The sequence below is a fragment of the Halobaculum magnesiiphilum genome, assembly GCF_019823105.1.
In the GTDB taxonomy this organism is placed as follows: Archaea; Halobacteriota; Halobacteria; order Halobacteriales; family Haloferacaceae; genus Halobaculum; species Halobaculum magnesiiphilum.
Genome location: NZ_CP081958.1, coordinates 66,858 through 90,844 on the forward strand (window position 1 = coordinate 66,858; position 23,987 = coordinate 90,844).

The following is a 23,987-nucleotide window of genomic DNA, read 5'->3' on the forward strand; positions in this document are numbered from 1 at the left end:
GATGGCGGCCGAGACGGGCGACTCGATCCGGGTCGCCGTCACCGGCGCCGGCGGCCGGATGGGACGGGAAGTGATCGAGGCCGCGAGCGACCGCGACGACTGCGAGGTCGCGCTGGCGGTCAACCGCTCGCCGGTCGACCCCGTCGCCGGCGTCGAGGTCAGGGACGCGGCCGACCTGCCGGCGCTGCTCGCGGGCGCCGACCCCGCGGTCGACGTGCTGGTCGACTTCACCGGCCCCGACTCAAGCGTCGAGTACGTCACCGCCGCCGCCGGGGCGGGCGTCGCCTGCGTCGTCGGCACGACCGGCTTCGACGACGAGCAGGAGGCCGCGATCGCCGACGCCGCCGACGCGGTTCCCGTCCTGCGCGCGTCGAACTTCTCGCGGGGGATCGCGGCCCTGCGCCGGGCAGTCTCGGCCGCCGCCGCCGCGCTCCCCGGCTACGACGTGGAGGTCACGGAGACCCACCACAACGGGAAGGTGGACGCGCCGAGCGGAACGGCGCTCACCCTCCTCGACGACATCGAGGAGGCCCGCCCCGACCTGGACGAGCGCGTCCACGGCCGCGAGGGCGACGCCCCGCGGACGGACGGGGAGATCGGTGTCCACGCTCGCCGCGCGGGCGACATCGCCGGCGAGCACGAGGTGCTCATGGCCGGCGACGAGAACGTGCTGGAACTGACCCACCGCGCCGGCTCCCGGCGCGTGTTCGCCGCCGGCGCGCTCGACGCCGCCGCGTGGCTGGCCGGCCGCGACGCCGGCGCCTACGACTTCACGGAGGTACTCGAATGACGACGACACTGGAATCCGACATCGACGACCTGTGGCACCGCTACGACGACGGACTCACCGCGGCCGACGCGACCGCCGACGACCGAGGCACCCTCGATGAGTTCCTCGACGCGCTGGAGGCCGGCGAGGTCCGCGCCGCGCGCAAGACTGGCGACGGTGTCGACTCCTGGGAGGCGAACGAGTGGGTCAAGCGGGGGGTCCTCCTGAACTTCGGGCTGCGCGAGACCGAGCGCCGCGAGTACGGCGGCGTCGGCTACTACGACGTGCTCCCGCTGCGCGAGACCGAGGACTTGGCGGCCAGAGGGGCGCGCAACACCCCCGACGGGACCGTGCTCCGCCGGGGCGCCCACCTCGGCGACGACACGATCATGATGAGCCCGTCGTTCGTCAACATCGCCGCGTCCGTCGGCGACGGCACCCTCGTCGACTCCTGTGACACGGTCGGCTCCTGCGCTCAACTGGGCGAGAACGTGAAGCTCGGCGCGAACACGCTGATCGGCGGCGTGCTGGAGCCGGTCGAGGACGCGCCCGTGATCATCGAGGACGGCGTCTCGCTGGGCGCGGGCTGTCGCGTCACCTCCGGGTTCCGCGTCGGCGAGAACTCGATCGTCGGGGAGAACACGCTGCTCACCCCCAGGATCCCGGTGTACGACCTCGTCGAGGAGGAGGTCGTCTACGGTCACCTGCCCGAGAACCGCCGCGCGTTCACCCGGTTCGTCGAGTCGAGCGTCAGCGACCACGACCTGTTCGAGGGCGGCGCGTACAAGCCCGCGGTCGTCGCCACCGACGTGGAGACGGAGACGCTGGAGGCGACTCGGCGCGAGGACGCGCTGCGCGAATGAGCGACGAGCAGCTACGAGGGGCTGAGAACCCGCCGATCCGGCGACTCGCGGAGTGGGACGTCGAGCGACTGCGCGAGCTGGCGGGCGAGCAGGGCACGCCGCTGTACGTCACCGACACCGACCGGGTCGCCGAGAACTGCGCCCGTCTCCGGGCCGCCTTCCCGGACGCGGACGTGAAGTACGCAGCCAAGGCCCACACCGGTCGGGCCGTCCTCGAAACGGTCCGCGAGGCCGGTCTCGACGCCGAGTGCGCCTCCGCCGGCGAGGTTCGCCGGGCGCTCGACGCCGGGTTCCCCGGCGCGCGCGTCGACTACACCGCGGTCAACCCTCCCGCTCGCGACCTCGATAGCGTGGTCGAGTGGTGGGACGACCACCCCGACATCACGGTCACCGTCGGCGCGCGCGACACGCTCGACCGGCTCGCCGAGCGGGGCTACGACGGCCGCGTCTGCGTCCGGGTCAACCCCGGCGTCGGCGCGGGCCACCACGAGAAGGTCCGCACGGGCGCGGCGCCGAAGTTCGGCGTCCCGTACGACCGCGCGGCCGAGGTCGTCGCCGACGCGCGCGACCGGTTCGAGGTCGTCGGGGTCCACGCCCACGCCGGGTCGGGCATCCACGGCGAGGAGGACCTGGCCGCCCACCGCGACCTCGTCGCCCGGATGGGCGAGCTGGCGCGCGAGATCGGCGACGACGAACTGGAGTTCGTCGACGTGGGCGGCGGGTTCGGCGTCCCGTACCATGAGGACGACCCGGCGCTCGACCTCGATTCGGTCGCGGACGCGACCCGGGAGGCGCTGGGCGACCTCGACGCGACGCTGGCGGTCGAGCCCGGGCGCTACGTCGTCGCCGACGCGGGCGTCCTGCTGACCCGGGTGAACACCGTGAAGCCGACGGCCGAGACGACGGTCGCCGGCGTCGACGCCGGGATGACGGACCTGCTTCGCCCGGCGATGTACGACGCGTACCACGCGATCCGGAACCTCGACGCCGGCGACGCTGGCGACGCCCGGGAGACCGGCCCGGTGACGGTCGCGGGGCCCATCTGCGAGACGGGCGACACGTTCTGCGACGGGCGGGAGCTGCCGCTCCCGGATAGGGGCGACCTGCTGGCAGTCGGCAACGCGGGCGCCTACGGCTACGAGATGGCTTCGACGTACAACTCCCGCCCGCGACTCGCGGAGGTGAGCCTCGCCGGCGATGTGCTCCGCGAGCGCGAGACGCTCGCGGGAGTTACCCGGCTGGAGCGGGGAGGGGCGGACGAATGAGCGAGTCGACGGAGCCGACCGAATCCGCCGGTTCCCGGACGGTCCCGGCGGTGAAGTACCACGGCACGGGCAACGACTTCCTCGTCGTCGACGCCGCCGACGCCGACGGACGGGTGCCCGACCGCGGCGCGTTCGCGGTCCACCACTGCGACCGCGAGACAGGCGTCGAGGGGGCCGATCGCACGGGTGCCGACGGCGTCCTGTTCATGGACATCGACGAGAACACCGTCGGCGGCGACGGGCCCGTTACGGCCACGATGACGCTCGTCCAGCCGGACGCATCGATCGCCGAGATGTGCGGCAACGGCGCGCGCTGTGCCGCCGCGTGGGTGCGCGAGCGCACCGGCGCCGACGTGGTCGATCTGGAGACGCCGGCGGGCGTCCGTCGTGCCGAGGTCCGCACCGGCGACGTGGACGGAACCGGCGGCGACGACCGCGCGAGCGACGCCGACGAGGTCACCGTCGAAGTGGAGATGGGTCGCCCGTCGTTCGCTCCCGCGGACGTACCGCTGGCCGCCGACCGCGACGAACCGCTCGTCGAGGAACCCGTCGAGGGGCTGACCGTCACCGCCGTCGACACCGGCGTCCCCCACGCCGTCGCGTTCGTCGACGGCGACGCCGGCGGCGTCGACGGCCTGGACCTGGAGTCGGTCGCGCCGCCGGTCCGCCACGCCGACGTCTTCCCGGAAGGGGCGAACGTCACCCTCGCGACGCGGACCGGCGAGGGAACCTTCGACCAGCGCACCTACGAGCGCGGCGTCGAGGGCGAGACGCGAGCGTGCGGCACCGGCGCGGTCGCCGTGGGCGCGTCCGCGCGCCGCCTCGGCCTGGCCGACAGAACCGACCTCGCCGTGTCGCCGCCGGGCGGCACCCTGCGGATCACGGTCCCCGAGGACGCGTCGGCGACGCTCACTGGACCGGCCGAGCGGGAGTTCGAGATCGACCTCGCGGTCCCGGAGTCGGGGACGGGGGGCGACGAATGAGCGACGGTCCACCGGCGTCGCCGGCGGTGGACTTCGACCCGGTCGAGTTCCTCGCCGACGCCGTCCGGATCGAGTCCCACGAGTCGCCCGCCGAGATGCGGGAGTTCCTCGTCGACACGCTCTCGACCCACGGCGCGGAGCCACGGGTCGACGCCGCGGGTAACGTCCGCGCGACGAAGCCGGCCGACGCGGCGGACGCGGCCGACGGCCCGCACCTCGTCCTGAACACCCACATCGACACCGTGCCCCCGCACGTCCCCTTCGAGCGCGGCGTCGACGACGAGGGGCGCGAGGTGTTCCGCGGCCGCGGCTCCTGCGACGCCAAGGGACCGCTCGCGGCGCTGCTGGCCGGCTTCCTCGCGGTCGAACCCGCCCGCGGGACGGTAACGCTCGCGATCACGCCCGACGAGGAGACGCTGTCGACCGGCGCGGACGCGCTGGTTCGCGGCCGCGGCGACGACCACCCCGGCGGTCCGGTCGACCCCGTCGACGGTGACCTGTTCCTCGTCGGCGAGCCGACCGACTGCGACGCCTGCGTCGCCGCCCGCGGGCGCTTCGAGGGGACGCTGACGCTCACGGGGTCGGCGGCGCACGCGGCCGAACCCGACTCGGGCGTCAACGCCGTCGCGGCGCTGGAGGACGCGCTGGCGGCGATCCGACGGTTCGACGACGACGCCGAGGCGCACCCGATGCTGGGGGAGCCGACGCTCGTTCCAACTGGCACGACGGGCGGGGAGGCGACGAACCAGGTGCCCGCCGAGGCGACGGTCACGCTCGACCGGCGGTCGGTGCCCCCGGAGACGGCCGAGGGGTTCCGGGCGTCGCTGGAGGCGACGGTCCGCGAGGCCGTCGCCGACGGGGTCGGCGTCGAGTTCGCGCTGACCGAGCGCCCGACGCCGTTCTTGGAGGCGTTCGACACCGACCCCGAGCACCAGTTCGTGAGGGCCGTGAGCGACGCGGCCCGGGCGGTCGGGGGCGTGGGTGGCGCCGCCGGCGACGACGGCAACGCCGACGCCGACGGCGAGGTGCGCCCCTTCGGCGCGGCGACGGAGGCGTCGTACTTCGCGCCGGCGCCGACGGTCGTGTTCGGCCCGGGCCACCTGGCGGACGACGCCGGCGCGGTCGCCCACAGCGAGCGCGAGTACGTCCGCGTCGACCGCGTCCGCGACGCCGCCGGGACGGTGCGGCGGGCGCTCGATTCGCTGCTCGGGTGATCCGACCGCCGTCGCTTTGTCCCTCGGGCGGGTAGCCGACGCCATGTGTACGCTGACGCTGGCCTGGCGGGTGTTCGACGGGGCGCCGGTCGTCGTGGCGGCCAACCGCGACGAGGCGTACGGCCGGCCCTCCGAGCCGCCCGCCGACCGCGGCGACGGCGTGATCGCCCCCCGGGACGCGAGGGCCGGCGGGACCTGGATGGGCGTCACCCGAGACGGCCTGTTCGTCGGGATCACGAACCGCTGGGTGGACGACCTCGAGGGCGAGCGCTCTCGTGGACTGCTCGTCGACGACTGCCTCCGGGCGGGATCGGCCGAGGCGGCCGCACGGCTCGTCGAGGAATCGTGTCGCGAGCACGGCTACGACGGCTTCAACCTCGTGTTGGCGGACGCCGAGGCCGCACTCCTGCTGGAGTGGGACGGCCACCTCACCGTGACCGACTTCGATCCGGGAGTCCACGTCGTCGGCAACACCGGTTACGACGGGCACTACTTCGAGCCGCCGGCACGGCCCGAGGCCGGCGCCGAGGAGGCGCGAAACGCGACTCGGCTCCGAACCGAACTCGCGCCGGAGTCGGGAGAGTCGGCGGACGCGTGGCTCGACCGCGCGGGCGCGGCGCTGGGCGACCACCGGTTCGGCGTGTGCGTCCACGACGAGGCGCGCGGGTTCGGAACGGTCTCCTCCTCGCTCGTCCGCCTGGGGGCCGACAGCGACATCCGCTACGAGCACGCTGACGGACCCCCCTGCGAGACGGCGTTCGAGCCCGTCGCGATCGACGGGTGAACGGTGGGGGCCTGGGCGGGTGAACGGCGGGGGTGCCCGGCGGGTGAACGGTGGGGTCGCGAGGAGGACAACGCCGCGGCGACGCCGGGAATTTTATCCGTGTAGGTTGCCGCCGGACGAACTAAAAGGGAAAGGGTAAACGGGGGCGCGGTCGTTGGGGCGTGTATGAGCGCCTCCGACGCCGAAGCGAGCCTCGCCGAGGACGAGCTCGCCGGCCTCGAACTCGTCCGCGAGACCGGCGGCATCCACCAGTCCGACTTCTGGAAGGAACTGGACGTCTCCTCGCGCAAGGGGAGCCGCATCGCCGAGAAGCTGGAGGACCTCGGGCTCATCGAGCGCGAGGACGCGGTCTACGACGGCCACAACACGTACTTCCTCGCGCCGACGGCGAAGGACCTTGACTTCTCGCTGCTCATGGCCGGCGACATGCTCTCGCCGTTCATCGGCGAGGAGGAGATCGACCCCAACTCCGACGCGTTCACGCAGTGGCTGATGAACCTCGCGTACGAGGAGTACTGACCGAACCGATCCCGACCCTACTGACGGCGTCGGTCGCGGACCCGCCGTCGTCCCGTTCCCTTCTGTCGTCGTCGTATCCGAGTCCGCGCTCCGGTCGCCCGAGCGACGGGAGGAACGAGACGGTCGCGCGGACAACGACACGCATTTCCGCGTCGTTCGGCTACGGGCGTCAGAATGGACGACCCGGCACGCGTGACCGTGGAGGCGGACGGCGATGCGGCGCGAGAGACGGTCTACGACACCGAGGGGGAGGTCGAGGCCGGCGGCGCGACGTTCCGGTTCAGCGTCGGCGGGGCGAGCGACGACGGGGACGACGCCGGCGAGACCGCCGGGAACGACGACGGGAACCCGGATGTCGACGAGGACGGCACCGGCGGGGATCCGCTGTTCGTCGCGTCGCTCTCGGAGGTGCCGACCGACTCAACGATCCGGCGGACGGCGATGTGGCCGGACGACCGCCGGGGCGTGGGATTCATCCTCCGGCGCGACGCCGAGACCGACGAGGTGTTCGCGTGGCGCAACTCCTGTCCCCACAAGCCGGAGGTGCCGTTGGACCCCGGCCGGGGGGCCCGCGTCGACGGCGGCGAGATCGTCTGTCACGAGCACGGCGCGCGCTTCGAGTGCGGCGACGGCCTGTGCACGTGGGGGCCGTGCGTCGGCGAGGAACTCGACCCCGTCGGCGTCGAGGTCCGCGACGGCGACGTGTATCTCGACGACGAGCGGTTCGCGTCGGTGCGTCCGCGGTAGCGACCGCGATCAGTTCCCGTCGCCGTCGTCGTCCAACTCGTCCACGAGGTCGCCGCCGTAGCCGACGTATCCCGCCGGCGTCAGCGCGTGCAGCTCCTCGCGCACCGACTCGTCCACGTCGAGGTCGTCGAAGAGGTCGCGGAAGTCCTCGATGGTGACGCGCTTGCCGCGGGTGAGCTCCTTCACGCGCTCGTAGGCGGCGGTGTCGCCCTCGCGTCGGAGGACCGTCTGGACGGCCTCGCCGATGACCTCCGGGGTCGCCTCCAACTCCTCGCGCATCACCTGCTCGTTGGGAACCACCTTCGCGAGTCCTGCGGCGGTCTTCGAGTAGCCGATGAGGCAGTGCGCCAGCCCGGCGCCGATATTTCGCTTCACGGTCGAGTCCGAGAGGTCGCGCTGGAGCCGCGAGGTGGTGACGTAGTCCGCGAGGAAGGTGAGATCGGAGTTCGCCTTCGAGAGGTTGCCCTCGCTGTTCTCGAAGTCGATCGGGTTCACCTTGTGCGGCATCGTCGAGGACCCGGTCTCGCCCGCGGCGGCCTCCTGGCCGAGGTAGCGGTCGGAGACGTACAGCCACACGTCCAGGTCCAGATCGAGGAGGACGTTGTTGACGCCGCGGAGGGCGTCGAAGACGGCCGCCAGGTCGTCGCAGGGGTTCACCTGCGTCGCCAGCGCGGTGTGGTCGAGGCCGAGCGAGGTCACGAACTCGCGGGAGAACGCCCGCCAGTCCACGTCGGGGTAGGCTGCGCGGTGGGCGGCGTACGTGCCGGAGGCGCCCGCGAGCTTCCCGGAGAGCGCGGCGGCAGCGGACTCGACGCGCCCGAGCGCCGTCCCGAGGCGGGCGGCGTAGACCGCGAGTTCCTTCCCCCACGTAGTCGGCGTGGCGGGCTGACCGTGCGTCCGCGCGAGCATCGGCACGTCTCGGTGCTCGCGGGCCTCGTCGGCGAGCGTGTCGCGCAGGTCGCGAAGCTCGGGCACGAGCACCTTCTCCACGGCGGGTTTCACGAGCAGCCGGTGGGCGAGGTTGTTCACGTCCTCGCTGGTGAGCCCGAAGTGGATCCACGGGTGGAGGCGCTCGGGCGTCTCCGTGCGAAGGAAGTACTCGACGGCCTTCACGTCGTGGTTGGTCGCCGAATACCCCTCGGCGCCCTCGGTTTCGAGGCGCTTGACGAGCCGCGCGTCGTCGGCGGAGAAGTCGTCGACGACGGCGCGCAGGTCGGCGCGCTCGCCGTCCGAGAGCGTCAGGTCGACGCCCGCCTCGTCGGCGAGCGCGAGCAGGTACTCGACCTCGACCTCGACGCGGGAGCGGATCAGGCCGGCCTCGCTGGCGTACGGGACCAGCGGCGCGGTCCGACCGGCGTACCGCCCGTCGAGCGGCGAGACGGCTGCGAGGGGGTCCTCGCGGGGGATGTCCATGTCCGGCGGTCCACCCGCGCGCATGAAAGCGGTTTCGGTCGACCGGCGCGCGAACCACCACGAGTGTGCATACGACACCGCGATCGACCCGTAGAGTTCGCGATTTCGATCCGGATTCGTGCATAATCGTGCCGCGAAGACCGCAACGCTCTTTCCGCCGGCGCGGGAGCGTTCGGGCATGAAGATCGCGGGCATGGCGAGCAATCGCGGGCGCAACCTTCGGAACATCGCCGACCGGGCGCCGGGCGGCGCCGAGGTGTCGGTCGTCCTCTCGAACGACGCCGACGCGCCGGTGCTGGACGCGATGGGCAAGCGCGGCGTGGCGACCGAGGTCGTCGAGCGCGACGAGGGCGAGGCACGGGAGGCCCACGAGAAGCGCGTCCTCGACGCCCTCGCCGACCACGAGTTCGACGTCGTCTGTCTCGACGGCTACATGCGCGTCCTGACGGACACGTTCCTCGACGCCGCGCCGACGACGCTGAACGTTCACCCGTCGCTGTTGCCGTCGTTCCCCGGCAACGACGCCCACCGGCGCGTGCTCGACGCGGGCGTTCGACAGACGGGCTGCACCGTTCACGTCGTCACCGAGGAGGTCGACGGCGGCCCCATCGTCACCCAGGAGGCGGTCCCCGTCTACGAGGGCGACGATACGGACGACCTGAAAGAGCGCGTGCTGTACGAGGCGGAGTTCGCCGCCTACCCGCGCGCGGTGAAGTGGTTCGCCGAGGGCCGCGTGACGGTCGATCCGGACGCCCACGAGGTCCACGTCGACGGCGACGACGCCGGGGGCGACGGGGACGGCGGACGCTTCCCGTCCCGGCGGACGACCAGCGAGGACCGCGTCCGGGAGCTGCGCTACGGCGAGAACCCCCACCAGGACGCCGCCCTCTACGCCGACACGACCTGCGACGAGGCGAACGTCGTCGCCGCCGAGCAACTGAACGAGGGCGCCAAGAAGCTCTCGTACAACAACTACAACGACGCCGACGGCGCGCTCAACCTGGTGAAGGAGTTCGACGAGCCCGCCGCGGCAGTGATCAAACACACCAACCCCGCCGGCTGCGCCACCGCGGACACGCTCGCCGAAGCGTACGCCGACGCGCTCTCGACGGACGCGAAATCGGCCTTCGGCGGCATCGTCGCGCTGAACCGCGAGTGCGACGCCGAGACGGCCGAGCTGATCGTCGACTCGTTCAAGGAGGTCGTCGTCGCCCCCGGCTACACGGACGACGCGCTGGCGGTGCTGTTCGGGAAGGACAACCTCCGCGTGCTCGACGTGGGCGACGAGGAGACGTTCGCGGAGCGGCCCGAGACACTCACCGAGAAGCCCGTCGTCGGCGGCCGGCTGGTGCAGGAGCGCGACCTGCAGGCGCCCCAGCGCGACGACCTGGATGTCGTCACCGAGCGCGCGCCCACGGACGAGGAGATCGAGACGATGCTGTTCGCGTGGCGCGTGCTGAAGCACGTGAAGTCGAACGGGATCCTGTTCGCCACCGGCACCGAGACGGTCGGCGTCGGCATGGGGCAGGTGAGCCGCGTCGACGCCGTCACGCTGGCGGCGATGAAAGCGGAGAAGGACGCCGAGGGCAAGTCCGCCGAGGGCGCCGTGATGGCCTCGGACGCCTTCTTCCCGTTCCCGGACGGCATCGAGGAGGCCGCCGACGCGGGCATCGGGGCGGTGATCCAGCCCGGCGGATCCGTCAACGACGACGACGTGATCGCCGCGGCCGACGAGCACGACATGGCGATGGTGTTCACGGGCGACCGCGCGTTCCGCCACGACTGACTCCCGCTCGGCCCGCTCGGCCGAACGAGTGTCCTCGGTGATATGTCGACCGGAGCAGTTATGAGAGCCGGGGACAGGCGTCGAGGTAGCTTCGGATCCGCGCATGACTGAGGACGTGACCCCTATCGACGCGAGCGCGACCGCGCCGTCTACGTCGGTCCGGCTGGCGAACCTCCACGAGGCGACGCGGTCGATGATGCTCGCGGAGTCGCGCGAGGGGGTCGCCCGGACGGCCGCGACGGCCGCGACCGACGTGCTCGGCTTCCCGTTGAACACGGTTCGGTTGTACGACCCCGAGAGCGACCGACTCATGCCGACGGCGGTGTCAGACGGGGTGGAGGAGCTCGCGGGCGAGCGGACGCCCTACGAGCGGGGCGAGACGATCCAGTGGGAGGCGTTCGACGGGGGCGAGCAGCTCGTGTTCGACGACATCACCGAGATCGACGACGACGTGCCACGTTCGGGTACCGGGAGCATGCTCGTCGCGCCGCTGGGCGAGCACGGCGTGCTCACCCTCGGATCGACGACCGAGGGGGGGATCGACCCCGCCGACGTGGAGCTGGCGCGGGTGCTCGCGGCGAACGTGGAGGCGGCGATGGACCGCGCGCGGCGGCGGGCGACGCTGGCCGAGCGAACCGAGTCGCTGCGGCGCAAGAACGAGCGCCTCGACGAGTTCGCCGCGATCGTGAGTCACGACCTCCGCAACCCGCTGAACGTCGCGCGTGGGTACGTGGACCTGGCGATCGAGGAGGACGACACCGAGCACCTCCCCGCGGCCGCCGAGGCGCTCGATCGGATGGACGACCTCGTGGACGCGACGCTGTCGCTGGCCCGACAGGGGCACACCGTCGAGGAGACGGAGGAAACGGATCTCGGTCGGCTCGCGCGGGAGGCGTGGGCGGTCGTCGACGCGCCCGGGGCGACGCTGTCCGTCGAGGACGCGCCCGTCGTCACGGCCGACCCGGAGCGACTGCGGACGCTGCTGGAGAACTGCCTGCGCAACGCCGTCGACCACGCCGGTCCCGAAGTGACCGTGGAGGTCGGCGCGACCGCGGACGGCTTCTTCGTCGCCGACGACGGTCCCGGGATCCCCGAGGGGGACCGCGAGAAGGCGTTCGACCGCGGGTACACGACCGCGGACGACGGCACGGGCTTCGGGCTCGCGATCGTCGCCGACATCGCCCGCGCCCACGGCTGGACGGTGGGTGTCGCCGAAAGCGCCGACGGCGGCCTCCGGCTGACGTTCGACGGCTCCCGGTAGTGACGTTCTACTGCTCCCGGTAGTGACGGTCGACGGTCCCCGGTAGCGACGGTCGACGGCTCCCGTTAGCCATAAGCGCGCGCCGCGAATCCGTCCGGGTATGCGCTACTACGAGGCGGCGAACTTCCTCTTCGACCTCCGGCGCTTTCAGGTCAAGCCGGGCACCGAGTCGGTGCGCGACCTGTTGGCGCATCTGGGCGACCCCCACGAGGGGATCGACTTCGTCCAGGTCGCGGGGTCGAACGGGAAGGGGAGCGTCGCCCGGATGGTGGAGTCCGTCCTCCGCGAGGAGGGCCGCCGCGTCGGCCTCTACACCTCCCCGCACTTCGAGGACGTCCGCGAGCGCGTCCGCGTCGACGGGCGATCGATCCCGAAGGCGGAGGTCGCGGCGTTCGTCGAGGCGGCCAAGCCGTGGCTGGTCGGCCGCGCGGCCGACGGCGAGCCGCTCACCTTCTTCGAGGTCGTCACCGCGCTGGCGCTGTGGCGGTTCGACCGCGCCGACGTGGACGTGGCGGTGCTGGAGGTCGGGATGGGCGGGGAGTACGACGCCACGAGCGTCGTCGACCCCGTCGCCGCGGCGGTGACGAACGTCTCGCTGGAGCACACGGCCGTCCTCGGCGACACGGTCGAGGAGATCGCGCGCACCAAGGCGAAGGTCGCGCCCGCCGGCGGCCCCCTCGTCACGGCGACGGAGGGTGAGTCGCTCGCGACGGTCCGGGAGGTCGCCGGCGACCGCGACGCGGACGTGATCACCGTCTCGGGGCCGACCGGCGGCCCCGACCCCGCGGACGCCGACCTGACGGCGAGGTACGAGGGCGCGGTGAGTCCCCAGGAGTCGCGCGTCGCGCTCGTCGGCGACGGCTGGGCCGTCGAGACGCGGATCCCCCTGCTCGGCGCGTATCAGGCGACGAACGCGGGCGTCGCCGCCGCGCTCGCGCGGGCGCTGGACGTCGAGGACGGGGGGACGCTCGCGCGCGGGCTCCGGAACGCCCACTGGCCCGGCCGCTTCGAGGTGATGGAGTCCGAGCCACTGGTCGTCCTCGACGGCGCGCACAACCCCGCCGCCTGCGGGACGCTCGGGGAGACCCTTTCTGAGCTCGACTACGACGACCTCCACCTGGTCTTCGGCGCGATGCACGACAAGGACCACGCCGAAATGGCCGCGGCGCTCCCGCCGACGGCCACCGTGCACACGTGCGCCCCGTCGCTGGACCGGGCGGAGGACCCCGAGGTGCTCGCGCGGGTGTTCGAACGGGAGACGGACGCGGCGGTGACAGCCGGCGACTCCGTCGCGGACGCGCTCGGGGCCGCACGCGAGGCGGCCGATCCGGACGACTGCGTGCTGCTCACGGGGTCGCTGTTCTGCGTCGCGGAGGCGCGCACCACATGGACCCGGCAGGTCGTCCCGAAGGACCTCGACGACGAGGCGGGCGCCCGCGACACACTGGCGGACGCGAACGTTCCGACCCCGGAGATCGACCCGACCGCCCGCGAGAGCGTCCACCGGACAGTGAAGACGCGCGTCTCGGAGTCGCAGGCGACGACGCTCCGCCGGGAGGCGGCCGGCGCGGGTGTCGCCTGTGGCGTCAGCGGCGTGGGCGGCGGCGAACTCGCGGAGGTCGTGCTCTCGGGATCGCGCGCGGAGTTCGACGCGTTGGTCGGGGCGCTGGAGGGCCTCGGCGACGGACTCGCCGGCGTGGCGGCGGACCTCCGGGGCGCACCCGACTCGGCGTCGGCGTCGTCGGCGTCGGCACCGGCGGACGACTACCCCTGGAGCGACGGAACCGCGGTGATGGGCGTGTTGAACGTGACGCCGGACTCGTTCCACGACGGCGGCGAGTTCTTCGACGAGGCCGACGCGCGGGCGCGGGCGGAGGCGCTCGCCGCCGCCGGCGCCGACATCGTCGACGTGGGCGGGGAGTCGACGCGACCCGGGGCCGAGACGGTGTCCGTCGAGGAGGAGATCGCGCGCATCGAGCCGGTTATCGAGGCGATCGCCGACGTGGACGCGCTGATCTCGGTGGACACGCGGAAGGCGGCCGTCGCGGAGGCGGCGCTGGACGCCGGCGCGGACGTCCTCAACGACGTGACCGGCCTGGAGGACCCCGAGATGCGCTTCCTCGCGGCCGAGCGCGACGTGCCGGTGATCGTGATGCACAGCATCGACGCGCCCGTCGACCCCGAGAGCGACCCGGACTACGACGACGTGGTCGAGGACGCCATCGCCGAGCTTGGCGAGCGCGTGCTGCTCGCCGAGAAGGCGGGGATCCCCCGTGAGAACGTCATCGTCGACCCCGGGATCGGCTTCGGCAAGTCGCCGCGGGAGAACTTCGCGATCCTCGGGCGCCTCGGCGAGTTCGACGCGCTCGGGTGTCCGGTCCTGTTCGGGCACTCCCACAAGCGCATGTTCGAGTTGACCGGCGAGACCGCCGGCGACGCCCCCCACGGCACCGTCGCGGCGACGGCGCTGGCGGCGGCCAACGGCGCCGACATCGTCCGCGTGCACGACGCCGCCGAGAACGTCGCGGCCGTCCGGGTCGCCGCGGCCGCCGCCGATCCGGAGGGGTTCGACGCGCCGCGACCGGGAGACGGCGACGGCGACCGAGAGGAGAACGGCGATGGCGACGCGGAGGGCGCCGGCAACGAGGACGGAACCGGGGGCGACGGCGACGGGGAGGACGCGTGACCGCGACTGACCCGGGACCGTACGAGGCCGCGTACGCCCGGCCCGACGGCGACGCGACGGCCGCCCGGCTCGCACAGACAGCGAGACGGTACGGCTACGACGGGCTCGTGATCCGCACGCGCGAGGCCGAGTTCGACGCCGAGGCGCTCCGCGAGCGCTACGACGTGGACGTGGTGCCGGCGGTCGAGGTCGTCGCCGACGAGCCCCCCTCCGCCAGCGGCGCGGTCGGGAACTTCCGGCCCGACTACCCCCTCGTGCTCGTGCGCGGCGGGACGGACGCGCTCAACCGCTTCGCCGTGGAGCAGGACCGCGTCGACGTGCTCGCGGCGCCGCTGTCGGGCGAGGGCGGGTTCAACCACGTGCTCGCGAAGGCGGCGGCGAGCCACGGCACGCGCGTGGAGTTCGATCTCGGCCCGGCGCTGCGGGAGTCGGGCGGACGGCGGGTTCGCGCGCTCAAGGGGCTCCGGAAGCTCCGGGAGATCGTCGGCCACTACGACGCGCCGTACGTGGTGAGCGCGCGTCCCGACTCCCACCTCGAGATGCGGTCCCCTCGGGAACTCGTCGCCCTCGGCGCCGAGTTGGGGTTCGAGGAGGAGTGGATCCGTGATGGGCTCGCGGAGTGGGGTCGGCTGGCGGCGCGCAACCGCGAGCGACTGTCCGCGGAGTTCATTTCCCCGGGGGTCCGAGTGGACCGGTGTGAAGAAGACGATCGCTGACCACGCGGCGCGGTTCTCCGAGGCCGCCGCCGACTACGACGACGAGCAGAACAGCGAGGAGTACGAGGCGTGCGCCGGGCTGGTCATCCGTCGCGCGGCGCCTGCCGGGAGCGACACGGTGCTCGATCTCGGCACGGGAACCGGGGCCATCGCGCTGGCGCTTGCTGACGAGGCCGGTCAGGTCGTCGGCCGCGACGTGAGCGAGGGGATGCTGGAACAGGCGAGAGGGAAGGCGGCCGAGCGAGGGACCGAGAACGTCGAGTTCGGCTACGGCGAGTTCCGCGACCCGGGGTACGACGGCGACGCGCAGATCGTCACCTCGAACTTCGCGCTGCATCACCTCGCGGACCAGGAAAAGCGCGAGGCGATCGAGACGTGGGCGGGCCTCGACGGCGGGACGACGCCCAGCCGGAGCGACTCGGTCGGGCCGCGGCGGATCGTCCTCGGCGACGTGATGTTCTTCGGCGAGCCCGACCCCGAGGAACCGTTCTACAGCCCCGAGGTCGACGACCCCGCGACCGTCGGGACGCTCGTCGACTACTTCACGGACGCCGGCTACGCCGTGACGCAGGTGGACCGCGTCCACGACCAGGTCGGGGTGATCACCGCCGAGCGCGTCGTCTCCGGCGGCCGCGAGTCGTGATCGAACCGAAGCGAGTCGTGCTCGCGTCGACCGCCACACCCGAGCGCCCGTGAAGCACCTCCCCAAGCACCTCCGGCCGCGGTGGCGCTACCTCGTCGTCGGGCTGGAGTCGTGGCCCGACGCCGACCTCTCGCGGGGGCCGTTCCAGCGGGAGGTGTGGTACGCTGCCCAGAACCTCCTGGGCGACCCCGGGAGCGCGGACGCCGATCTGACGGTCGTCCGGTTCCGGTTCGAGGCGGGCCGCGGCGCGGCGATCGTCCGCGCTCGCCGCGGCGAGGTCGAGCGCGCACGGGCGGCGCTGGCGTGCATCGACGCGGTCGACGGCCACCCGGTCGGCGTGCGCGTACGCGGCGTCTCGGGGACGATACGGGCCGGTGAGGAAAGCTATTTAGGCGGCGCGGGCGGATTCGTGGACGAGAGTACGGTCGAACTCACTGCCGACGGCGCGAGCGGACCCGGCCGTCGTCGCCGCGACGGCGCGGTAGACGTCACGACGCCGTCGGGGTACGTGGGCGCGACCGACGCAGACACTTCCCGACCGGGGCTGTCCGACCCGGACGACGACGCGGCCCCGGACGATCACTGAGACACGATGCAGGGACAATCCCAACAACAGGCGTACGACCGGGGGATCACCATCTTCTCCCCGGACGGTCGCCTCTATCAGGTCGAGTACGCGCGAGAGGCAGTCAAACGAGGCACGGCGAGCGTCGGGGTCCGCACGACCGACGGCGTCGTGCTTGCGGCGGACAAGCGGTCGCGCTCGGAGCTGATGGAGCCCGCCTCCGTCGAGAAGCTCCACAAGATAGACGACCACGTCGGCATCGCCAGCGCGGGCCACGTCGCCGACGCCCGACAGCTCATCGACTTCGCCCGGCGACAGGCGCAGGTGAACCGCCTCCGCTACGGCGAGGAGATGGGGATCGAGACGCTGACGAAGACCGTCACCGACCACATCCAGCAGTACACGCAGGTCGGCGGCGCGCGCCCGTTCGGCGTCGCGCTCATCGTCGGCGGCATCGAGAACGGCGAGCCCCGCCTGTTCGAGACCGACCCCTCGGGCACCCCGTACGAGTGGAAGGCGCTCTCGATCGGCGCGAACCGCGCCGACGTGCGCGAGCGTCTCGAGGAGGGGTACAGCGACGACCTCTCGATGGAGGAGGGGATCGAGCTCGCCCTCGCCGCGCTCGCGGAGTCGGACGACGACGACGGCCTCGAACCCGACGGCGTCGGCCTCGCGACGATCGGCGTCGACGACGAGGTGTACGTGGACCACGACGCCGCCTCGATCGAGGGCTACCTCGACGAGTTCGGCTACCTGGCCGAGGACGGCACTGAGGACGACGCCACCGACGACGCTCCCGACGAATAAGGACCGTCGACCGTTTCCGCGAACGGCCCGGATCTCCCCGCGACGCCGGACCGCTTTTCATCCACACCCGTCACCCGCAGGTATGCGCGACGATCGGTACGATCTGCGCCCGGGCGCCCCGACGGTCGAGGAGTTCCAGCGGCTGCGGGCGCTCGCAGGCATGAGCGAGCGCCCGCGCGAGGGGGTCGAGCGGGGGCTGCCGAACAGCCTCTTTGCGGTCCGCGCCGTCGACACCGAGGGCGATCCGGACGCGCTCGGCGGCGGGAAGCCGGGTGTCGACAATGACACGGCCGGCGTCGATGACCGGACGACCAGCGTCGACGACGGCACAGTCGTCGGGATGGGCCGCGTCGTCGGCGACGGGGGATCGGTGTACCACGTCTGCGACATGGCGGTCCACCCGGACCACCAGCGCCGCGGGCTCGGACGTCGGATCCTGGACGCGATCGACCGGTTCGTCGACGACGACGCGCCCTCCGGCGCCTACGTGAACCTTATAGCGGACGTTGACGGCTTCTACGAGCGCGCCGGCTACGCGGAGACGCGGCCGGCGTCGAAGGGAATGTACCGCCGGGTGGAGTGACGACTCGGCGGGTACTGGAGTGACCACTCGGCGGGTACGGTCTCCGGACACCTCGTCCGCGACGCCGCGCGGGCGGCACGGCGCCGGTGCGGACGGGTGTATCGGCACGGAACGCGGCGGCGACCCCAGACGTGGTGACAGTACTGTGGTGACAGACGGTGGAGCGTCGCGTGCTGGCCGGAGACGCTCCGTGGGCCGCCGCCGCTGACACAACAATTTACTCATGATAGAATAAGCCTTTTGGCGGCGCGCGTGGTACGACCGTGCATGAAAGCCATCGCCGTTCGTCGGGGGGAGGAAACCCCGTCCGTACTCGAGAAGCCGAGACCGGACCCGGCCGAGGGGGAGGCGCTCGTCCGGACACTCCGCGTCGGCGTCGACGGGACTGACCACGAGGTCATCGCCGGCAGCCACGGCGGCTACCCCGAGGGGGAGGACCACATCGTCCTGGGCCACGAGGCCGTCGGCGTCGTCGTCGACCCGAACGGGACCGGGCTCTCGGCGGGCGACGTGGTCGTGCCGACCGTCCGACGGCGACCGAACGGCTCGAACGACTACTTCGCCCGCGGCGAGCCGGACATGGCGCCCGAGGGGTTCTACCACGAGCGCGGCATCGACGGCGCGCACGGGTTCATGTCCGAGTACTTCACCAGCCCCGCCGAGCACCTCGTGCACTGCCCGCCCGAACTCGCGGAGTTGGGCTTCCTCGTCGAGCCGGCGTCGATCACTGAGAAGGCGATCGAACACGCGCGGGCGAGCCGGTCGGCGTTCGAGTGGGACCCCGAGTCCGCCTTCGTGCTCGGCAACGGGAGCCTCGGGTTGCTCACCGTGGCGATGCTACAGGCGTCGTTCGACCGCCTCTACTGCCTGGGGCGGCGCGACCGCCCGGACCCGACGATCGACATCATCGACGAGCTGGGCGCGACGTACGTGGACTCCCGGAAGACGCCCGTCGACGAGGTGCCCGACGTGTACGAGCCGATGGACTTCGTGTACGAGGCGACCGGGTACGCGAAACACGCCTTCGAGACGGTCGAGGCGCTGGCGCCCAACGGCGTCGGCGCGCTGCTCGGCGTCCCGAGCGACTGGAAGTTCGAGGTCGACGGCGGCGCGCTCCACCGGGAGCTGGTCCTCCACAACAAGGCGCTGGTCGGCTCGGTGAACTCGAACGTCCGCCACTTCGAGCGGGGGGTCGAGTCCGTCGCGGCCCTGCCGGAGTGGTTCACCGACGCCCTGGTGACCGGCGTGTACGACCTCGACGAGTTCGAGCGGGCGTTCGACGACGACGACACCACTATCAAGACGGCCGTGGAATTCGGGTCACGATGAAGAACGTCGACGACCTCATCGACGACGCGGCGGAGCTGGCCGAACGCGGGCTCTCGAAGGGCGAGATCGCCGACGAGCTGAACGTCTCGCGCGAGACCGCCTCCTGGCTCGTGGATCGCTCGGGCGCGACCCCCGGCGACGCGGGGGGAACCGACGAGACGGGCGCGACCGGCCCCTCGGGCCCCCAGGACATCCACGTCGACTGGTCGGCTATCGGCCGCGACTCGAAGCGGCTCACCCACGTCGGCCGGGCGATGGCGGACCTGCTCGCCAAGGAGGGCGAGGAGGTCGACCTCACCGTCGGCATCGAGAAGGCGGGCACGCCGCTGGCGACGACGATCGCCCGCGAACTCGACACCGACATGGCGGCGTACGCCCCGGCGAAACACCAGTGGGAGGAGGGCGACCTCGACCAGACCGGCGGCGGCTTCTCGCGCAACTTCGCGACGATCCGCGGCCGGGAATGCTTCGTCGTCGACGACACCGTCACCTCCGGCACGACGCTCACGGAGACGGTCGAGGCGGTGCAAGCGGAGGGCGGCAAGCCCAAGGCGTGCGTCGTGATCGTCGACAAGCAGGGGCTCGACGAGGTCTCCGGCGTCCCCGTCTACTCGCTGATCAACGTCGTCGGCGTCGGTCGCGACTAGGTCGGGTCGGACTCCCGCGGGAGCTCACGAGGCGTTTCGTCACCGAAGACCACGGTGACCGATGGTCCTCGGGGTACGCGTACGCCGGATTGCCGGTTTCGCTCGCGAACCCCCGTCACAACGTCTATCAACCGGAGTCGCCTACGATATCGTATGGCGTTTCAACCCGAAAGCGAACTGACGGCCGAGGAGGCCGCCGAGCGCGTCGAGGAGGCGCTCGCGAACGACGACGTGGTGCTGTTCATGAAGGGCAACCGGCTGATGCCCCAGTGCGGCTACTCCAAGCGCGCGCTCGGGCTCATCTCACAACACGTCGAGGAGTTCGAGACGGTCGACGTGCTCCCCGCGCTGCCGGAGTTCCGCGAGGCGTTGGAGGCCGAGAGCGGCTGGGAGACCATCCCGCAGACGTACGTCGACGGCGAGTTCGTCGGCGGCAGCGACATCCTCGCGGAGCTGGACGAGCGCGGCGAGTTGGCCGAGACCCTCGAAGGCGACGCGTAGACGCGCCGAAACGGGTGAGAGCCCCCTGCCCACGCGCCGGCGTCGGTCGGGGACAGGTGTTTTACGCATCGGGTGCGTAGATACCGGCGAGTAGGGTCGTACGGACGGCGACCGCGGGACGCCGCGGCGCTTCCTCGTTCCACCCACCCCACCACCCCACACATGTCAGGCCGCGTATACCGACTTCACTCGACGCTCGAACTGCCTCTGGAAGACCTGCAGGACCACTTCGCGTCCGACCCGGAACTCCCGGAGGGCGTCGAGGACGTCGACATCACACGCCGGAACAACACGCTCATTCTGAAGGCGGTGTCGAACGACGAATCGATCGGCAAGTACACCCCGACCGCGCAGCTGAAGGCGAGCGTCTCCGAGACGCGCGTGTACGAGGAGGAGCCGCCCCGGACGGGAGGCGGCTGGATGCAGGAGGAGGAGGAGGAGATCCCCTCCGAACTCGTCGAGTTCGCCTGCTTCAAGGGCGACCGCGAGACGGTGTTGCAGAACACCGCGCTGCAGTATCAGATGTTCCTCGTGCTCCGCGAGATCGCGCTGCTGTCGGAGAAGGGGACGCTCACCGCGATCACCGAGGTCGACGAGGAGCTCCACGCCCACCGCATCGTCGAGGGCGAGGAGCGCCCCGCCAGCGTCGAGGTCGTCGAGACCCCGAACCGCGACGCCGAGAAGGGTGGCGTCGAGTGGCGGGACAACAAGTTCATCAGCTGATCGGGGCGCAGCATCCGGGCGGGCCGGTTCGCACGCGTCGGTCCGGTCAGGGCCGGACGGCCGACGGCGCTCGCGAGTCGCTCCGGATCCCCTCGCGACCGCCGGTTACGGTCACAAGAACTTTAGCCGTCTAATTATATCTCATTACCAGGCATGGCCGACTCACAACAGCAGTTCCCGGAGTATCTGGACGTGGACTACACCGCCGGCGAGGGCGAGGAGCCCGGCGACTACCCCAGCATCGAGCACAAGCTCGAGAAGGCGCTGGAGGTCGTCGAGACCGGCCTTCGCGAGTACGACAACCCCGCGGTGATGTGGACCGGCGGGAAGGACTCGACGCTGACGCTGTACTTCGTGAAGGAGGTCGTCGAGCAGCACGACGAGCTGGAGCTGCCGGTGACGGTGTTCATCGACCACTACCAGCACTTCGACGAGCTGATGGACTTCGTCCGCCACTGGGCCGCCGAGTGGGACCTCGAGGTCAAGTGGGCCCGCAACACCGACGTGGGCGAGTACGTCGACGAGAACGGGCTCGAGCCGGGCGACGACATCCCCGTCGAGGCGCTCTCCGAGCACAACCGGCACCACATCCGCAACATCCTGGAGTACGAGGAGGACACGTTCCCGTTCTTGCTGGACACGTACGTCGGCAACCACCTGCTGAAGACGGTCGCGCTCAACGACACGCTGGAGAGCGAGGACATCGACGGCATCATCTCGGGCATCCGCTGGGACGAGCAGGAGGCCCGCGCCGACGAGACGTTCTTCTCGCCGCGTCACGACCCGGAGATCTACCCGCCGCACGACCGCATCCAGCCGATCCTGCAGTTCGAGGAGGCCGACGTGTGGGACGCCTTCTGGTACTTCGTCGTGCCGGAGACGGTCGAGGGCTACCCCGAGGACGGCTACGTCCCGCAGGGGTTCGACGACCTGCCGGAGGGCATCGAGATCGAGGACATCCCCGTCTCGCCGAAGTACTTCGCTGGCTTCCGCTCGCTGGGCTCGGAGATCTCGACGGACAAGTCCGCCGAGGAGCCCGCCTGGCTGCAGGACATGGAGAACACGACCGAGCGCGCCGGCCGCGCCCAGGACAAGGAGGACCTGATGGAGCGCCTCCGCGACCTGGGCTACATGTGAGGACGGCAAGCACCCGACGGTCGGACCGGACCGCGTAGCCTGTCACCAACCCGCCCATCCTTTCTGACCGGGACTCGGATCGCCCACCAGGCAGCGATCGGTTCGCCGCCGAGCTATCGCTTCTCGATCGGGACCCGCGTCCAGCCGTCGCCCGCGCGGTCCGGACGGATCGGACGGATCGGACGGAGGCCGTCGACGCCACGATCGGGCGATCGCCCGAGCACCCCCTCGCGCTCGGCCCGCCGTCGAAGGCGTTCGATCCGTTCGTCCATCGGCGGATGCGTCGACAGGAGGCGGACGAGCGGCTGTTCTTCCCCGTCACGGCCGCGGCGATACAGCGGCGCGAACGGGAACGGCGACCGGCTCGCACTGTCGATCCTCCGCAGGGCGCTCGCCAGCGCGAGCGGCCGTCCGGTCACCTCGACCGCGCGGTCGTCGGCCGCGTGCTCCCGCCGCCGGGAGTACGCGCGCAACAGCAGCGTCAACGCGATCAACAGCAGGGTCAGCGTCCGTTTGAGGCCGACGTGCAGCCGGCCGGGGAGCGTCCGGTGCCAGCGGTCCGGCGCGCCCCGGACGAGCGCGACCCCGCGGGCGAACCCGCCGGCGACGGCCGCGACCGGCACGAGCGCGAGCGCGACGAGTCCCACGGCGGTGTGGACGACGCTGTGGCCGAGCGTCTGTACGAGGCCGTCGCGACCCTCGATGTGGGCGAGTTCGTGGGCGAGCACGCCCTCCAGCTCCGTGGCCGACAGCAGGCGAAACAGCGAGTAGTCGATCACGAGCGCCGGAGTCGGGCCGCCGAGCGCGAGCGCGTTCGGCTCGCCCAGGCGGGCGACGAACACGCGCGGACGCGCCACATCCATCCCGCCGGCGAGCGCGTCGACGATCCGGTGGACTGTCGGCGCGCGCTCGCGCGGTACCTCGCGGGCGTCGAGGCCGGCGAGCGTGCGGCCGGTTCCGAACCGGTAGGTCAGGTAGCCGGACGCGAGCGTCGCCACGAGGAACGCCGCCGCCAGCGTGAGCGGGTCGGGGCGGTTCGCCCAGACGAACCGCACGAGCAGCCAGAGCGCGCCTGCGACGACGGCGTAAACCGCGATGGTCGCTGCGCCCGCGACGACCATGGCCGTCCGGACTCCGAGGGGCGCATCCGGGGCCGAGGACATGAGTCGTCGGTCCTACGCCGTGGGTGCCCAAACCGATGTCGGCGCGGGCGACGGGACGCCGCCGCCGACCGTCACGGGTAAGGCCGGGTCGGCGCGTATCGACGGTATGAGCGACGACGAGGGCGGCGACACGGCCGCCGGCGGCGACGGAGACGGCGACGGCGCCTACGTCGGGCTGTTCTCCGGCGGGAAGGACTCCTCGTGGGCGGTGTACCGGGCGCTGGAGCGCGGGCTCCCCGTCGAGCGACTGCTGACGGTCCATCCCGCGGGCGACTCGTACATGTACCACGTCCCCGAGACGCGCCTCGCGGTGCTGGCGGCCGAGAGCATCGGGCTCCCGCTGGTCGAGGTCGAACCCGACGACTTCGGCGCCGACGAGGCGACCGACTCGGGCGCCCAGGGCGACAGCGAGCTGGAGCCGATGGAGGCGGCGCTGACCGACCTCGCGGCGGATCTGCCGATCGCGGGCGTCACCGCCGGCGCCGTCGAGTCGGAGTTCCAGACGAGCCGGATCGAGGCGATGTGCGACCGCCTCGGGATCGATCTCTTCGCGCCGCTGTGGCAGCGCGACCCCCGAACGCTGGCCGAGGAAATGATCGACGCCGGCTTCGAGATCCGGATCCTCCAGGTCGCGGCCGCGGGGCTCGACGAGTCGTGGCTCGGCCGCACCATCGATCGCGAGGCGCTGGCGGAGCTGGAGCGGCTCAACGACGAGTACGGCGTCCACCTGCTCGGCGAGGGCGGGGAGTTCGAGACGTTCGTGGTCGACGGGCCCCACATGGACCGGCGGATCGAGTTGGAGTACGACACGGAATGGGACGGCACTCGGGGACGGATCCGGGTGACGGGCGCCCGGCTGGCGGAGTAAAACGGAGTAAACGGG

The 23,987-nt window shown here is 71.9% G+C and carries 24 protein-coding genes; 22 read left to right on the forward strand and 2 right to left on the reverse strand.

What is annotated here, in order from left to right; translation table 11 throughout:
• Position 1 precedes the first annotated feature (1 nt).
• The 8 genes from dapB (at position 2) to K6T50_RS00340 (ending at position 7,144) form a co-directional block, all read left to right on the forward strand.
• Positions 2-790, forward strand: a complete 789-nt coding sequence (gene dapB / locus K6T50_RS00305; protein ID WP_222607468.1) for a 4-hydroxy-tetrahydrodipicolinate reductase — start codon at positions 2-4, stop codon at positions 788-790.
• Positions 787-1,632 carry a 2,3,4,5-tetrahydropyridine-2,6-dicarboxylate N-succinyltransferase gene (locus tag K6T50_RS00310; protein ID WP_222607469.1) on the forward strand — a complete coding sequence of 282 codons (846 nt, stop codon included), beginning with the start codon at positions 787-789 and terminating at the stop codon, positions 1,630-1,632. Before dapB ends, K6T50_RS00310 begins: the two co-directional genes overlap by 4 nt.
• Positions 1,629-2,897: a diaminopimelate decarboxylase gene (gene lysA / locus K6T50_RS00315; RefSeq protein ID WP_222607470.1), complete on the forward strand. Its 1,269-nt coding sequence runs from the start codon at positions 1,629-1,631 to the stop codon at positions 2,895-2,897. Before K6T50_RS00310 ends, lysA begins: the two co-directional genes overlap by 4 nt.
• Positions 2,894-3,880: a diaminopimelate epimerase gene (gene dapF / locus K6T50_RS00320; RefSeq protein WP_222607471.1), complete on the forward strand. Its 987-nt coding sequence runs from the start codon at positions 2,894-2,896 to the stop codon at positions 3,878-3,880. The genes lysA and dapF overlap by 4 nt, the downstream gene beginning before the upstream one ends.
• Positions 3,877-5,094 (forward strand): M20/M25/M40 family metallo-hydrolase, encoded by a 1,218-nt coding sequence (locus K6T50_RS00325; protein WP_222607472.1) that lies wholly within the window; start codon positions 3,877-3,879, stop codon positions 5,092-5,094. Before dapF ends, K6T50_RS00325 begins: the two co-directional genes overlap by 4 nt.
• Before the next feature lie 43 nt (positions 5,095-5,137).
• Positions 5,138-5,878: an NRDE family protein gene (locus K6T50_RS00330; RefSeq protein ID WP_222607473.1), complete on the forward strand. Its 741-nt coding sequence runs from the start codon at positions 5,138-5,140 to the stop codon at positions 5,876-5,878.
• A gap of 165 nt (positions 5,879-6,043) precedes the next feature.
• Positions 6,044-6,397, forward strand: a complete 354-nt coding sequence (locus tag K6T50_RS00335) for a helix-turn-helix transcriptional regulator (protein ID WP_222607474.1) — start codon at positions 6,044-6,046, stop codon at positions 6,395-6,397.
• 174 nt (positions 6,398-6,571) lie between these two features.
• Positions 6,572-7,144 (forward strand): Rieske (2Fe-2S) protein, encoded by a 573-nt coding sequence (locus K6T50_RS00340; protein WP_222607475.1) that lies wholly within the window; start codon positions 6,572-6,574, stop codon positions 7,142-7,144.
• 9 nt (positions 7,145-7,153) lie between these two features.
• Here K6T50_RS00340 and purB read toward each other — a convergent pair whose 3' ends face one another.
• A complete protein-coding gene (gene purB, locus K6T50_RS00345; RefSeq protein WP_222607476.1) occupies positions 7,154-8,557 on the reverse strand; it encodes an adenylosuccinate lyase in 1,404 nt (467 codons plus the stop codon).
• 178 nt (positions 8,558-8,735) lie between these two features.
• Between purB and purH the strand changes: the two genes are divergently transcribed.
• The 13 genes from purH (at position 8,736) to K6T50_RS00410 (ending at position 21,941) form a co-directional block, all read left to right on the forward strand.
• On the forward strand, positions 8,736-10,343 hold the full coding sequence (purH, locus tag K6T50_RS00350; protein WP_222607477.1) for a bifunctional phosphoribosylaminoimidazolecarboxamide formyltransferase/IMP cyclohydrolase: 1,608 nt from the start codon (positions 8,736-8,738) through the stop codon (positions 10,341-10,343).
• 103 nt (positions 10,344-10,446) lie between these two features.
• Entirely contained in the window at positions 10,447-11,604 is a 1,158-nt protein-coding gene (locus K6T50_RS00355; protein WP_222607478.1) for a sensor histidine kinase, read from the forward strand.
• A 100-nt stretch (positions 11,605-11,704) separates the two neighbouring features.
• Complete coding sequence (gene folP, locus K6T50_RS00360) at positions 11,705-14,290, forward strand: dihydropteroate synthase (RefSeq protein ID WP_222607479.1); 2,586 nt, start codon at positions 11,705-11,707, stop codon at positions 14,288-14,290.
• Positions 14,287-15,006, forward strand: coding sequence for an RNase P subunit p30 family protein (locus K6T50_RS00365; RefSeq protein ID WP_222607480.1), 720 nt, complete (start codon positions 14,287-14,289; stop codon positions 15,004-15,006). Before folP ends, K6T50_RS00365 begins: the two co-directional genes overlap by 4 nt.
• Positions 14,987-15,649 (forward strand): class I SAM-dependent methyltransferase, encoded by a 663-nt coding sequence (locus K6T50_RS00370; protein WP_222607481.1) that lies wholly within the window; start codon positions 14,987-14,989, stop codon positions 15,647-15,649. The genes K6T50_RS00365 and K6T50_RS00370 overlap by 20 nt, the downstream gene beginning before the upstream one ends.
• Before the next feature lie 49 nt (positions 15,650-15,698).
• Entirely contained in the window at positions 15,699-16,235 is a 537-nt protein-coding gene (locus K6T50_RS00375; protein WP_222607482.1) for an Rpp14/Pop5 family protein, read from the forward strand.
• 6 nt (positions 16,236-16,241) lie between these two features.
• On the forward strand, positions 16,242-17,021 hold the full coding sequence (psmA, locus tag K6T50_RS00380) for an archaeal proteasome endopeptidase complex subunit alpha (RefSeq protein WP_222607483.1): 780 nt from the start codon (positions 16,242-16,244) through the stop codon (positions 17,019-17,021).
• An 82-nt stretch (positions 17,022-17,103) separates the two neighbouring features.
• Entirely contained in the window at positions 17,104-17,604 is a 501-nt protein-coding gene (locus tag K6T50_RS00385; protein ID WP_345778649.1) for a GNAT family N-acetyltransferase, read from the forward strand.
• 267 nt (positions 17,605-17,871) lie between these two features.
• Positions 17,872-18,933, forward strand: coding sequence for a glucose 1-dehydrogenase (locus K6T50_RS00390; protein ID WP_222607484.1), 1,062 nt, complete (start codon positions 17,872-17,874; stop codon positions 18,931-18,933).
• Positions 18,930-19,580, forward strand: a complete 651-nt coding sequence (gene gfcR, locus K6T50_RS00395) for a transcriptional regulator GfcR (RefSeq protein ID WP_222607485.1) — start codon at positions 18,930-18,932, stop codon at positions 19,578-19,580. Before K6T50_RS00390 ends, gfcR begins: the two co-directional genes overlap by 4 nt.
• Positions 19,581-19,733: 153 nt before the next feature.
• The gene (locus tag K6T50_RS00400) at positions 19,734-20,081 is read left to right on the forward strand and encodes a glutaredoxin family protein (protein ID WP_222607486.1); all 348 of its coding nucleotides are present in this window, start codon (positions 19,734-19,736) and stop codon (positions 20,079-20,081) included.
• Between the two features lie 162 nt (positions 20,082-20,243).
• Entirely contained in the window at positions 20,244-20,804 is a 561-nt protein-coding gene (locus K6T50_RS00405) for a DUF7110 family protein (RefSeq protein WP_222607487.1), read from the forward strand.
• Between the two features lie 153 nt (positions 20,805-20,957).
• On the forward strand, positions 20,958-21,941 hold the full coding sequence (locus tag K6T50_RS00410; protein WP_222607488.1) for a phosphoadenosine phosphosulfate reductase family protein: 984 nt from the start codon (positions 20,958-20,960) through the stop codon (positions 21,939-21,941).
• Between the two features lie 113 nt (positions 21,942-22,054).
• Here the strand turns inward: K6T50_RS00410 and K6T50_RS00415 are convergent, their stop codons facing one another.
• Positions 22,055-23,062 carry a M48 family metallopeptidase gene (locus tag K6T50_RS00415; RefSeq protein ID WP_222607489.1) on the reverse strand — a complete coding sequence of 336 codons (1,008 nt, stop codon included), beginning with the start codon at positions 23,060-23,062 and terminating at the stop codon, positions 22,055-22,057.
• Between the two features lie 148 nt (positions 23,063-23,210).
• Between K6T50_RS00415 and K6T50_RS00420 the strand changes: the two genes are divergently transcribed.
• Complete coding sequence (locus K6T50_RS00420; RefSeq protein ID WP_222607490.1) at positions 23,211-23,972, forward strand: diphthine--ammonia ligase; 762 nt, start codon at positions 23,211-23,213, stop codon at positions 23,970-23,972.
• Positions 23,973-23,987: the final 15 nt, after the last annotated feature.